At 41.1% G+C, this 14,072-nt stretch carries 9 protein-coding genes and 1 pseudogene; all 10 read left to right on the top strand.

Translation table 11 applies throughout. The features are described from left to right. Positions 1–113: 113 nt before the first annotated feature. A pseudogene (gene adhE / locus NYE32_RS09640) lies at positions 114–2,723 on the top strand (bifunctional acetaldehyde-CoA/alcohol dehydrogenase); the annotation flags it as partial. 160 nt (positions 2,724–2,883) lie between these two features. Then, on the top strand, positions 2,884–3,729 hold the full coding sequence (locus tag NYE32_RS09635; RefSeq protein WP_110980819.1) for a hypothetical protein: 846 nt from the start codon (positions 2,884–2,886) through the stop codon (positions 3,727–3,729). Positions 3,730–3,754: 25 nt separating this feature from the next. Then, a complete protein-coding gene (locus NYE32_RS09630; protein WP_156685143.1) occupies positions 3,755–4,732 on the top strand; it encodes a hypothetical protein in 978 nt (325 codons plus the stop codon). Positions 4,733–4,891: 159 nt separating this feature from the next. After that, positions 4,892–6,376, top strand: a complete 1,485-nt coding sequence (gene thrC / locus NYE32_RS09625; RefSeq protein WP_156685144.1) for a threonine synthase — start codon at positions 4,892–4,894, stop codon at positions 6,374–6,376. A 60-nt stretch (positions 6,377–6,436) separates the two neighbouring features. Next, positions 6,437–7,723 carry an MATE family efflux transporter gene (locus NYE32_RS09620; protein ID WP_110980821.1) on the top strand — a complete coding sequence of 429 codons (1,287 nt, stop codon included), beginning with the start codon at positions 6,437–6,439 and terminating at the stop codon, positions 7,721–7,723. 111 nt (positions 7,724–7,834) lie between these two features. Continuing rightward, positions 7,835–8,200: an Asp23/Gls24 family envelope stress response protein gene (locus NYE32_RS09615; protein WP_002885694.1), complete on the top strand. Its 366-nt coding sequence runs from the start codon at positions 7,835–7,837 to the stop codon at positions 8,198–8,200. After that, on the top strand, positions 8,200–9,867 hold the full coding sequence (locus tag NYE32_RS09610; protein WP_070437464.1) for a DAK2 domain-containing protein: 1,668 nt from the start codon (positions 8,200–8,202) through the stop codon (positions 9,865–9,867). The genes NYE32_RS09615 and NYE32_RS09610 overlap by 1 nt, the downstream gene beginning before the upstream one ends. Positions 9,868–10,035: 168 nt before the next feature. After that, the gene (gene ilvD, locus NYE32_RS09605) at positions 10,036–11,757 is read left to right on the top strand and encodes a dihydroxy-acid dehydratase (RefSeq protein ID WP_070437467.1); all 1,722 of its coding nucleotides are present in this window, start codon (positions 10,036–10,038) and stop codon (positions 11,755–11,757) included. Positions 11,758–11,890: 133 nt separating this feature from the next. Continuing rightward, positions 11,891–13,591 carry an acetolactate synthase large subunit gene (locus NYE32_RS09600; protein WP_070437470.1) on the top strand — a complete coding sequence of 567 codons (1,701 nt, stop codon included), beginning with the start codon at positions 11,891–11,893 and terminating at the stop codon, positions 13,589–13,591. Next, on the top strand, positions 13,584–14,060 hold the full coding sequence (ilvN, locus tag NYE32_RS09595) for an acetolactate synthase small subunit (protein WP_002887025.1): 477 nt from the start codon (positions 13,584–13,586) through the stop codon (positions 14,058–14,060). Before NYE32_RS09600 ends, ilvN begins: the two co-directional genes overlap by 8 nt. The last annotated feature ends 12 nt before the right edge of the window (positions 14,061–14,072 follow it).

Below are 14,072 nucleotides of genomic sequence, written 5' to 3'. Positions count from 1 at the left end.
ATGAAATCTGTCCAAAAATGGACGGATTTCTTTATTTTTATCGTTGTAAGGGTTTACATAGCGACTAGAAAACGCTATAATATACTTGTGTTAAAGCTTGTGAAGTTTTTAACAAGTATTCAAAGGAGTTTCATATGACTAAACAAACTAAAGATGTTCAAACAGTAATAGATGAATTGGCAACAAAAGGGGTTGAAGCCCTTGATGCTATGGCTAACTTTACGCAGGAGCAAGTGGACCATATTGTTCACCAAGCTGCGATTGCTGCTCTAGATAAACACATGTATTTGGCTAAATTGGCCGTTGATGAAACAGGGCGCGGTATTTACGAAGATAAAGCCATCAAGAACATGTATGCTTCTGAATACATTTGGAATAGTATTAAATATGACAAAACTGTAGGCGTTATTGCTGAAGATAAAGAACAAGGTTTGGTTTCTATCGCTGAGCCGGTTGGTGTTATCTGTGGGGTTACACCAACAACTAACCCAACTTCAACAACCATTTTCAAAGCCCTCATTGCTCTTAAGACACGTAACTCTATCATCTTTGCCTTCCACCCATCAGCTCAGAAATCATCTGCAGAGGCTGCTCGTATTGTTCGTGATGCAGCTATTGAAGCAGGTGCACCTAAGGACTGCATCCAGTGGATTGAAGAGCCATCTATCGAAGCAACTGGTCTTTTGATGAACCATCCTAAGATTGCCACAGTACTTGCGACTGGTGGACCTGGAATGGTTAAGGCTGCTTATTCAACTGGTAAACCAGCGCTTGGTGTAGGAGCCGGAAACGTCCCATCTTATATCGCTGCTGATGCTAAAGTTAAACGTGCGGTCAACGATATCATCGTTTCAAAAACTTTTGATAATGGTATGATTTGTGCATCTGAACAAGCAGCTATCGTTGATGCAGCTATTTATGACGAAGTTAAGGCTGAATTTGAAGCACATCAATGTGTCATCATTTCTAAAAAAGCTGACATTGCTAAATTGGAAAAAGTCGTTCTTAATGAAGCGCGTACAGCTGTAAATGGTGCCATTGTAGGTCACTCAGCTATTGAAATTGCTGAAAAAGCTGGCCTTAAAGTTCCTGCAGGTACAAAAATGCTTTTGGCAGAAATTCCAGATGCAACAATGGAACACCCACTTGCCTTGGAAAAATTGTCTCCAGTACTTGCTCTTATCAAATCTGATGGTGTTGAAGATGGATTCAAAAAAGCAGAAGGCATGCTCAATTTGGGTGGTCTTGGACACACTGCTGTTATCCACACTGAAAATGAAGAGCTCCAACTCCAATATGGTATCCGCATGAAAGCCTGCCGTGTCTTGGTTAATAGCCCATCAGCTGAAGGTGGTATCGGTAATATCTACAATAACATGATTCCATCATTGACTCTTGGTTGTGGTTCACACGGTCATAACTCAGTGTCACACAATGTTAGCTCATTTGATCTCTTGAATGTCAAAACATTGTCAAAGCGTCGCAATAACATGCAATGGTTTCGCGTCCCACCAAAAATCTTCTTCGAAAAAGATTCAATAACTTACTTGCGTCACATTGAAGCTGAGCGCGTGATGTTGGTTTGTGACCCTGGTATGGTTCAGTTTGGTTATGCAGACTTGGTTAAACGCCAATTGGAACTTAACCGCCACAGACCGGCAGTAGATGTTTTCTCAGATGTTGAGCCAAACCCATCTACTAATACCGTTTATAAAGGTCTGGAACGCTTTGTAGATTTCCAACCAGATGTAATCATCGCTCTTGGTGGTGGTTCTGCAATGGACGCTGCTAAGGCTATGTGGATGTTCTTTGAACACCCAGATGTAAGCTTCTTCGGTGCTAAACAAAAATTCTTGGATATCCGTAAACGTACTTACAAGATTCCTTACGCTCAGAAGACACAATTCATCTGTATCCCAACAACTTCAGGGACAGGTTCAGAAGTAACGTCATTTGCGGTTATCACTGATAGTGAAACTCATATCAAGTACCCATTGGCAGATTATGCTTTGACTCCGGACATTGCTATCGTTGACCCTGCTTTGGTTATGAGTGTACCTGCCAGCGTTACAGCAGATACAGGTATGGACGTTTTGACTCACGCCATTGAATCTTATGTATCAGTCATGGCTAGTGACTATACACGTGGGCTTTCACTCCAAGCAATTAAACTTGTTTTTGAAAATCTTGAACATTCTTACCGCTTTGGTGATGAAGAATCACGTGAAAAAATGCATAATGCGTCAACAATGGCTGGTATGGCCTTCGCCAATGCCTTCCTTGGTATCAACCACTCACTAGCTCATAAGGTTGGTCCTATGTTTGACATTCCACACGGACGTACTAATGCGATTTTGATGCCTCACGTTATCCGTTACAACGGTCGTGATCCTCAAAAACACGCTATGTTCCCTAAATATGACTACTTCCGTGCAGACAAAGATTACGCAGATATCGCTCGTTTTATGGGATGGGGTACTGACAAGCAATCAGATGCTGAATTAGTTGAAGTTTTGGCACAAAAAGTATACGAATTGGGTATTGCCGTTGGTATTGCCATGAACTGGAAGGGGCAAGGTGTTACTAAGAAACTTCTTCAAGACACTGCCTATACTTTGGCCGAACATGCTTATGAAGACCAATGTACAACAGCTAATCCGAAAGAACCACTTATTTCAGAATTGAAAGAAATCATCGAAATTGCCTTTGATTATAAAGGATAAGCGATAGACTAAAGTAGCTCTATAAGGGCTACTTTTTTTGCTAGAAACCTTCTATATTAGAGTGTTTATCCAAATTAAAAATAAAGGACTTTCCCGAATAAGATAGAAAAACGCTTTAAGAATTGTTATAATAACCTTACAGCGAGATAAGGAGATTCCTATGACAAAAGAAGAAGGGCTTAGTTTGGGTGAAACAGCACATCCTCTCAAGTCTCGTGAATTGAGGCCACCAGTGGCTTCTGCAGCAGGAAATAGAGCGACTAATAAGTTTAAAGAGTTTAATGCTGATAGGATGGTGAGTGTTCAATTCAATCCTAGTCAACAAGTAAAAGAATCAAAGGAGCCAGTAACCTCAAAGAATATTGTGGGGATGGTATCAGGTGTGATTGCAGCGATACTCACCATACTTTTGATTGTTTGTCTCGTGATGGGATACCGTTATCGAGCCGCAAGCATTGAGGGCGATTGGACAAGCCCAACCTTTAGTGAGAAAATGTTAGCCACTCTGAAAGATACTGCTAATACTAAGAATAAAGTTAGTAATGCTTTACCACAAGGTCAAGATCTTATCACCGATATCAATACAGCAATGAGTATTACTGACAATAAGGCTCACTTAAAAGTGAGCTTTGTTTACAATCGTAAAGGTCTTTATCAGGCTTACCAGAGTAGAGTTACTGAATTGAAAGGTCAGTACGGCGAGGAGTTCTCGGAGGTTTTTGATAGTTATTCATTGTCAGAAAAAGACTACTATAAACAGTTTGATGAGACAGTGAAGAAAGAACTTCCAAAGAGTTATACCTACGATGCCAAAACCGGTCGTGTCACAACAACTGCTTTTACGGGTGATATTAACCGTTGGGAGCAAACAATCACTGTGGATAAGGCTGGAGATTCAGATGCTTTTAAAAAAGGTGATGTATTAGATTATACGACTAACAATGGAGGCTTTACTATTAAGGCACACAGTGAATTTGGTGACATTAGCTTTACAAAAAATAAATAAAAAAGGAAATTAAAGGGGAATATAAATGACAAGAGCAGAATGGTTGGACTATTTTGAAACGGTAAACGGACGCAAGCCGAGTGTTCAGGAAATGGCGGATGCTTTGAAAGCTGGGGAGTTTGTTAATGAAGCACCGGCTAAAACTGAAGATGCAGCTACTACTGAACCTATTAAGGTTGAGGCAGAAATCGTCGAGACAAGTACTAGTCCTCTACCAACTGAAACGGCACCAGTAGTAACAGCAACTGCACCTTCTACGGTTCCTTTTCCAGAAGGACAAGCAGCTATGGCAAATTTGGCTCCTAAAAAACCAATGGATCCCAAAAAGAAAAAACGCATCCTAGTCTCAGTTTTGTCAGCAGTAGTCCTTGTCTTCTTATGTATCGGTGGCTTTATGACTTACCGTTATGTGACAGGTAATATTGATGGCAAATGGTACAGTAGTTCTCTAGGTAGAGAGTATAGCTCAAGCATGTCTGAAAGTTTGACAGACTTGGATAGTAAGGAGCTTGAAAAGTACTTTACAGATACAGCTGTAACCATGAAAGTAAAGGGTAGCAATGCGAAGGTGACTGCTAGCTATACTTTTGACAAGAAAACCTATATCAAGGACTATCGTGAGAGGGTTCAGAAGTCCTTCTCAGCCTTTGGAGATTTATTTAAAGCCTTCTATGGAGATTCCTTTGAAAACTATTATAGTGAGGAAACCATAGAAAAAGAACTTGATGAAGCTCTTGAAAAAGCTGCGAAAGATAATGGTCAAAAGTATGATTCGAAGACAGGCGAAACAACAACAACCCTTTTCAAAGGGAAGGTTAGTCGCTTGGGACATAAGATGACTGTTACTTCTGTCAACAAAGATGTTGATATTGATGGTCTCAATGTGAAAAAAGGTCAAGAGCTAAAAGTGACTAAAAAAGATAAGAAAGTAACGCTTAGTGGTGATGGAAAATCAAAAGATATTACTTTCTCAACTAAGAATGACACCAAAGATAAATTTTAAGATGACATCCGGAATAGTTATTCCGGATTTTTTCATGTCTTTGAGAGGAGAGAATAAGGTGATATCCGGATGATTTTCTCACAAGTCACAATACGTGTAGAAATATTCTGACAATTATGCTACAATAGAGCCACAGACTATCTAAAAAGAGGATTTACCATGACACTTGTATACCAATCAACACGTGACGAAAATAATAAAGTAACAGCTAGTCAAGCTATTCTTCAAGGTTTGGCAACAGATGGTGGCTTGTTCACACCGTTGTCAACGCCTGAGGTTGCTTTGGACTTTGATCAATTGAAAGACGCTTCTTATCAAGAAGTTGCTAAATTGGTCTTGTCAGCTTTCTTGGATGATTTTACGGAAGAGGAATTAGATTACTGTATCACAAATGCTTATGACGACAAGTTTGATACAGCTGCTATTGCACCAGTAGTTAAACTTAAGAACCACTACAACCTTGAACTTTTCCATGGTTCTACTATCGCTTTTAAAGATATGGCCCTTTCAATCTTGCCTTACTTGCTAACAACATCAGCTAAAAAGCAAGGTGTTGATAATAAGATTGTTATTTTGACAGCGACATCAGGTGATACTGGTAAGGCTGCTATGGCTGGTTTTGCAGATGTTCCTGGAACTGAAATTATTGTCTTTTATCCAAAAGACGGTGTTTCAAAAATCCAAGAATTGCAAATGACCACTCAAACAGGAGCTAACACTCACGTTATTGCTATTGATGGTAACTTTGATGATGCTCAAACCGATGTGAAACGTATGTTTAATGATGTTAACTTGCGTGAGAAATTGTTGGCTCATCATACGCAATTCTCATCAGCTAACTCAATGAACGTCGGTCGTTTGGTACCACAAGTGGTTTACTATGTATATGCCTATACGCAGTTGGTTAAGGCAGGTCATATCCAAAACGGAGATAAGGTTAACTTCACAGTACCAACAGGAAACTTTGGTAATATCTTGGCGGCTTATTATGCACGTCAGATTGGTGTTCCGGTTGGCAAATTAATCTGTGCCTCTAATGAAAATAACGTCCTCACAGACTTCTTCGCAACGGGTACTTATGACAAGAAACGTGACTTCAAGGTAACGACAAGTCCTTCTATGGATATCTTGGTATCTTCTAACTTGGAACGCTTGATTTTCCACCTTCTTGGTAATGATGCTGCTAAGACTAAAGAGCTCATGGATGCACTTGTGACTAAGGGCGAGTATACTTTGGCTGGTGCAGATAAAGATATTCTTGATTTGTTTGCAGCAGGTTTTGCAACTGAAGATGAAACAGCTGCTGAAATCAAATGTGTCTATGATGAAAACAAGTATATCGAAGATCCTCATACAGCGGTTGCCTCAGCTGTTTACGAAGCATATGTTCAAAAGACAAATGACCATACCCCTACAGTTATCGCTTCAACAGCTAGTCCATATAAATTCCCACGTGTGGCTATTTCAGCTGTCACTGGTAAAGACAGTGGGGATGATTTCAAAGCAGTAGAAGATTTGCACCAACTTTCAGGTGTAGCTATCCCAGCTGCTGTAGATGGACTTGAACATGCGGAAGTTCGCCATAAAACAGTTGTTGCGGCAGCTGATATGCAAAAAGCAGTTGAAAGCTATCTTGGTGTATAAGAATAAAGAAATAGGAGCTGAGAAATCAGCCCTATTTTTATCAATATAGAAGAGAATATTATGACAGAAACAAAGAAAATTCTAAACATAGCCTTGCCTGCTATGGCCGAAAACCTTCTACAAATGTTGATGGGGGTTGTCGATTCTTACCTAGTGGCTCAGGTTGGTATTGTCGCCATATCAGGGGTTTCCGTAGCCAATAATATAATCACGATTTACCAAGCTATATTCATTGCTCTAGGAGCCTCAAGTGCCAGTGTCATTGCTAGAAGTCTAGGGAAGGGAGATGTTAAAGCGACTAACCGAGACACCTGGGATGCTATTATTATTACCCTTGCTCTTAGTCTCATTCTTGGTTTGCTTTCCATTTTTGGTGGTGGGGCCATTCTTAATCTTTTAGGTACTGAGCAATCTGTGACTCAGGCTGGTAGTCTCTACCTTGCTCTTGTCGGTGGAGGAGTGGTCTTCCTAGCCTTAATGACTACTTTTGGTAACATACTACGGGCTAAGGGACGGCCTCGTATTTCCATGGTCGTCAGTCTTTTGACTAATGTCCTTAATGCTATTTTATCTTCTTTAGCTATCTTTGTGGGACATTGGGGGATTATTGGGGTCGCAACGGCTACGGTTTTTTCTCGTCTGGTTGGGACAGTGATACTGTGGCAAGCGATGAAATTGGATGTGAAGCAGCTTGAAGTTACCAAACCTTTCAACAGGGAGTTGTTGGGGATTGCTCTGCCAGCAGCAGGTGAACGACTGATGATGCGTGCTGGAGATGTGGTCATTGTGGCTATTATTGTTACCTTTGGTACAGCCGTTGTCGGTGGTAACGCCATCGGTGAAAACCTTACTCAGTTTAACTATATGCCTGGTATGGGAGTCGCAACGGCTACGGTTATCTTGGTTGCCAATAGTTTGGGTCGAGGGGATAAGGCTCAGATGAAGCGTATTGTACGAGAGTCTTATTGGATTTCAACCTTTTTGATGGTTCTGGTTTCAGGGAGCATCTTGCTTTTTGGACAAGGCTTATCAGGTCTCTTTACAGATAATAAAGCAGCTATTGCGGCTAGCCAGGTAGTTATTCTTTATTCTTTCCTTGGGAATCCTGTGACCTCGGGGACTCTAGTCTACACAGCAGTTTGGCAAGGTCTTGGTAAGGCTAAGATGCCTTTCTATGCAACAACTATTGGGATGTGGATTATCCGAATTTTCTCAGGATATTTCCTTGGGGTGAGTCTGGGAATGGGTCTTGCTGGTGTCTGGATTGCAACCGTTGTTGATAATGTATGGCGTGCGGTCTTCCTCTATGTGATGTACCGTCGTTATCTCATAAAGAGAAAGTTTTAATGATAAATATTGAGGAGATACTCTTATTCAAAGGGTATCTTCTTCTTATTTTTTACAAGTAAGCTCGAATATGGTAAAATAAGCTGATAAAAACTTTTTGAGGTAGTAATTATGACTGTAAAAATCAATACAAAAGATGGTCAAATCGAATTGTCAGATGATGTCATCGCAACAGTAGTTGGCGGTTCAGCAACAGAAATTTTTGGCGTTGTCGGTATGGCAAGTAAGAGTGCTATCCGAGATAATTTTCAAGCACTTCTTGGAAAGGAAAACTACGCAAAAGGAGTTGTCGTGAAATCTACTGATGCAGGTATCACTGTGGATGTTTACACTGTTATGAGTTACGGTGTTAAGATTAGTGAGGTTTCAAAAAATATTCAAGAACGTGTGAAATTTAATCTTGAGAATCAACTCGGTATCAAGGCTGAAACAGTAAATGTTTACGTTCAAAATATTAAAGTCGTAGGAGAAAACTAGTGTCTAAAATTACAACAAGCTTGCTTCAGGAGATGGTCCAAGCAGCAGCAACACGTCTAGGTAAGCAAGCAGAATATGTGAATTCACTCAATGTCTTCCCAGTACCAGATGGAGATACTGGAACAAACATGGGAATGACTATGGATAACGGAGCTAAAGCTGTCGCAGATCAATCAGCTTCAACAGTTGGTGAAGTTGGTCAGATTTTATCTAAAGGTCTTTTGATGGGTGCCCGTGGTAACTCGGGTGTTATCACGTCACAATTGTTCCGTGGATTTGGTCAAAGTATCAAGGATAAAACGGAACTTGATGGTCAAGATTTAGCTCATGCCTTCCAAGCAGGTGTTGAAGTTGCTTATAAAGCAGTTATGAAACCTGTCGAAGGAACAATCCTTACAGTATCACGTGGTGCAGCTTCAGCAGCGATTAAGAAAGCTGAATCTACAAATGATGCTGTTGAGGTTATGCGTGCAGCTCTCGATGGAGCTAAGGCTGCCTTGGCCAAGACACCAGAGATGCTTCCAGTTTTGAAAGAAGTTGGTGTGGTAGACTCAGGTGGTCAAGGTTTGGTCTTCATTTATGAAGGTTTCTTGTCAGCCCTCACAGGTGAGTATATCGCTTCAGAGGACTTCCAAGCGACACCTGCTACGATGACAGAGATGATCAATGCAGAACACCATAAGTCAGTTGCTGGTCATGTTGCAACAGAAGACATTACCTTCGGTTACTGTACGGAAATCATGATTGGTCTCAAACAAGGTCCGACTTATGTGAAAGACTTTGACTATGAAGAGTTCCAAAATTACTTGAGTAACCTTGGGGATTCTCTTCTTGTGGTTAACGACGATGAAATTGTAAAAGTTCACGTCCATACAGAGGATCCAGGTCTTGTCATGCAAGAAGGTCTTAAATATGGGGCTCTTGTCAAAGTTAAGGTTGACAACATGCGTAACCAACACGATGCACAAGTTCAAAAAGAAGAAGCTATCCAAGCTACACCTTCTGCTCCTAAAGACTTTGCCCTTATTGCAGTTGTTGCCGGAGATGGACTTGCAGATATCTTCAAATCACAAGGTGTTGACTATGTGATTTCAGGTGGTCAAACAATGAACCCATCAACAGAAGATATTGTTAAGGCTATTGAACAGGTCAATGCTAAGAATGTAATCATCTTGCCAAACAATAAAAACATCTTTATGGCAGCGCAATCAGCTGCTGAAGTAGTAGATGTCAATGCGGCTGTTGTTGAAACACGTACAGTTCCACAAGGATTTACAAGTTTGCTTGCTTTCGATCCTAGCCAAAGTATCGAAGCTAATGTTGAAGCTATGACAGCTAGTCTTTCAGATGTAACAAGTGGTAGCGTGACATTGGCGGTACGTGATACAACTATTGATGGTCTTGAGATTCATGAAAATGACATCCTTGGTATGGTGGATGGTAAGATCCTTGTGTCTACACCAGATATGGACCAAGCCCTTCTTGATACCTTTGACAAAATGATTGACGAAGACAGTGAAATTGTTATGATTTACGTCGGCGAAGAAGGTAATCAAGAACAAGCTCAAGCACTTGCGGAAAAATTGGAAGAGGCTCACGAAGATATCGAAGTTGAAATCTTCCAAGGAGACCAACCAGTTTATCCATACCTCTTCAGTGTTGAATAATTTTGAATAATCATTTAGGAAGTCTTAGGGCTTCCTTTTTGTTTTGTCAGTTTTGATATAGCAGGGATATCTTTTCGGAATTACAAAAATATTCTGAAAATTCCTTGACATTACTTTCCAAAGTGGTAACATATGTTGTAAGAAATTTTATAGATTGAAGGTAACATCATGAGAAGTGATATGATCAAAGTTGGTGTTGATAAGGCACCAGCACGCGGACTTTTGTATGCGACTGGGCAAGTTAAATCTGCCAATGACATGCAAAAGCCCTTCATTGCTATTTGTAACTCTTATATTGATATTGTTCCAGGGCATGTTCACTTGCGTGAATTAGCAGATATTGCCAAGGAAGCTATCCGTGAGGCTGGCGGTATTCCTTTTGAGTTTAATACCATTGGTGTGGATGATGGGATTGCCATGGGGCATATTGGGATGCGTTACAGTCTTCCATCTCGTGAATTGATTGCCGATTCTGCAGAAACAGTTATTAATGCCCACTGGTTTGACGGGGTTTTCTACATTCCTAACTGTGATAAGATTACACCAGGGATGATTTTGGCGGCCATGCGTACTAATGTGCCAGCAGTATTTTGTTCTGGTGGCCCTATGAAGGGTGGCGTTGACATGACTGGTCACCAAGCGACGCTATCAAGTTTGTTTGAAGCTGTAGGTACCTATCAGGCTGGAGATATGAGCAAGGAAGAGCTCGATTATTTGGAGAAAAATGCTTGTCCAACTTGTGGTTCATGCTCAGGAATGTTTACCGCTAACTCAATGAACTGTTTGATGGAAGTTTTGGGCCTTGCCCTTCCAGGTAACGGTACTATCCTAGCCGTTTCAGATGAACGCCGTGAATTGGTTCGTCAAGCAGCCACAAAATTGATGGATAACATCAAAAATAATGTTCGCCCACGTGATATTGTGACCAAAGAAGCCATCGATGATGCGTTTGCTCTAGATATGGCCATGGGTGGTTCAACCAATACTGTTCTTCATACGCTTGCTATTGCGCGTGAGGCCGGTATTGACTATGATCTTAAAGACATTAACGAGATTGCCAAGAAGACACCTTATCTCTCTAAAATTGCACCTTCAAGTGTTTACACTATGCATGATGTCCATGAAGCTGGTGGTGTTCCAGCCATTATTAATCAGTTGATTAAAAAAGGAGCCATTAAGGGTGATCGTATTACAGTTACTGGTAAGACTTTGAAAGAAAACGTAGCTGGTGCTGAAATCAAAAATGAAGAAATTATCCATCCAATTGAGCATCCTATCTCACCAGTTGGTGGTTTGTCTATCCTTTACGGAAATATTGCTCAGGATGGAGCGGTTATCAAGGTCGGTGGTGTAGATCCGTCTGTTAAAACTTTCCGTGGTAAAGCTATTTGTTGTGATTCACAAGATCAGGCCCTTGAGTTAATTGATAATGGAACAGTTAAGAAGGGCCATGTCGTTGTCATTCGTTACGAAGGTCCTCAGGGTGGACCTGGTATGCCAGAAATGTTGGCACCAACTTCTAAGATTGTCGGACGCGGTCTTGGTAAGGATGTGGCTCTGATTACGGATGGTCGTTTCTCAGGAGCTACTCGTGGTATTGCTATTGGTCATGTTTCTCCAGAAGCAGCAGAAGGTGGTAATATCGCCCTAATCGAAGATGGGGATGAAATCGTGATTGACCTACCAAATCGTACCCTTGATCTGCTTGTCGATGATGCAACCCTTGAAGAACGCCGCAAACATTTGAAAACTTTCAAATCAAAAATTTCAAGTGGTTGGTTGCGTCGCTATACAGCCTTTGCTAAATCAGCCAATGTTGGCGGAACTTTGATGAGTGACGAAGAATTCGAAGAACGTAAAGCAGAACGTCAAGCACAAGAAAAAAACTAAGAACATTCTTTCCGAAGAGTTTGTGATATTTTTCTCCGAAACCCTTGCAAATTTGGTTAAAAATGTTATCATAGTATACAAGGTTTTGAATTTTTAGACAATTCGAAAAAAACAACTACTAAAGGAGGTCCATGTGAAGAAAATTGAACTTGAAGAAGCACGCTCTGGTGCTGATTTAATTCTAGATACACTTCTTGAACTTGGGATTTCAACTATCTTTGGATATCCTGGCGGAGCGGTTCTTCCTTTGTATGATGCTATTTACAAAAATGACAAGATTAATCATATCTTATCTCGTCATGAGCAAGGAAGTCTGCACGAAGCTGAAGGTTATGCCAAATCAACTGGTAAACTCGGTGTTGCTCTTGTAACGAGTGGTCCTGGTGCCACTAATGCTATTACCGGGATTGCAGATGCTATGAGTGATAGCGTACCTCTCCTAGTCTTTACTGGTCAGGTCGCAACACCAGGTATTGGTAAGGATGCCTTCCAAGAGGCTGACATTGTCGGAATTACCATGCCGATTACCAAATACAATTATCAGATTCGCGATACAGCTGATATTCCTCGTATTATTAGGGAAGCGGTTCATATTGCAACAACTGGCCGACCTGGTCCAGTTGTTGTCGACCTCCCTAAAGATGTCGTGGCTAAGGAAACAGCCTTCATCAACGATCCTGAAATTAATCTTCCAAGTTACCAACCGACGCTAAGACCAAACGAAATGCAAATCAAGAAAATCTTGAAGCAGTTGGGTAAAGCTAAGAAGCCGGTTATTGTAGCTGGAGGTGGGGTGTCTTATTCTGAATCTGCTAAGGAGCTAGTTACTTTTGCAGAACGCTACCAAATCCCAGTTGTTACAAGTCTTTTAGGTCAAGGGACAATTGCTACTAGTCACCCCCTCTTCTTGGGTATGGGTGGTATGCACGGTTCATATGCAGCTAACATTGCTATGACCGATGCTGACTTTATGATTGCCATTGGTTGTCGTTTTGATGACCGTTTGACAGGTAATCCTAAAACATTTGCCAAGAATGCCAAGGTTGTCCATATTGATGTAGATCCAGCTGAGATTGGTAAAATTATTGCAGTGGACCTTCCAGTTGTTGGTGATGCCAAGCAAGCTCTTGAAATGCTCTTAGCAGAACCAGTGGTTAAGAATAACACTGAAAAATGGATTGAAAAAGTTACAAAAGATAAAGAGCGTGTACGTTCTTACGATAAGAAGGAACGTATGGTACAGCCTCAGGCAGTTATCGAGCGTATCGGTGAATTGACTAAGGGTGACGCGGTTGTTGTTACTGACGTTGGTCAACATCAAATGTGGACAGCTCAGTATTATCCATACCAAAATGAGCGTCAATTGGTGACCTCAGGTGGTCTTGGAACAATGGGGTTCGGTGTTCCAGCAGCAATTGGTGCTAAAATTGCTAATCCTGATAAAGAAGTTATCCTCTTTGTTGGTGATGGTGGTTTCCAAATGACGAATCAAGAATTGGCTATCTTAAATGTTTACAAGGTGCCAATCAAGGTTGTTATGTTGAATAACCACTCACTTGGTATGGTACGTCAATGGCAAGAGTCCTTCTACGAAGGGCGTACATCAGAGTCTGTCTTTGATACCCTTCCAGATTTCCAATTGATGGCTCAAGCTTACGGCATTAAGTCTTATAAGTTTGATAATCCAGAGACAATTGATCAGGATTTGGAAGTTATCAAGGAAGACGTGCCAATGTTCATCGAGGTGGATATCTCTCGTAAAGAGCATGTCTTGCCAATCGTTCCGGCTGGTAAGAGTAATCACGAAATGTTGGGGGTGAAGTTCAATGCGTAGAATGTTAACAGCTAAACTTCAGAACCGTTCAGGTGTCCTTAACCGCTTCACAGGTGTTCTTTCACGACGTCAAGTTAACATTGAAAGTATCTCTGTAGGGGCTTCTGAGGATCCTAACGTTTCACGTATTACGATTATTATTGATGTGAATTCTCAAAATGAAGTGGAACAAATCATCAAACAGCTTAATCGTCAGATTGATGTGATTCGCATCCGTGATATCACGGATCAGCCACACTTGGAACGTGAAGTTATCCTAGTTAAGGTATCAGCACCAACCTCTAAACGTGCTGAAATCTTGGCGATTATTCAACCTTTCCGTGCTTCGGTGGTTGATGTGGCACCAAGCTCTATCACTATCCAGATGACTGGTGATGCTGAAAAGAGCGAGGCGCTTCTACGAGTTATTCGTCCTTACGGAATCAAAAATATCGCTCGTACGGGTGCTACTGGATTTACCCGTGATTAAAAAATCCAACTT

This window comes from Streptococcus sp. FSL R7-0248 (genome assembly GCF_037967965.1).
GTDB lineage: Bacteria > Bacillota > Bacilli > Lactobacillales > Streptococcaceae > Streptococcus.
Note: the sequence above shows the minus strand (reverse complement) of the source record. Positions and strands in the feature narration are given on the sequence as shown.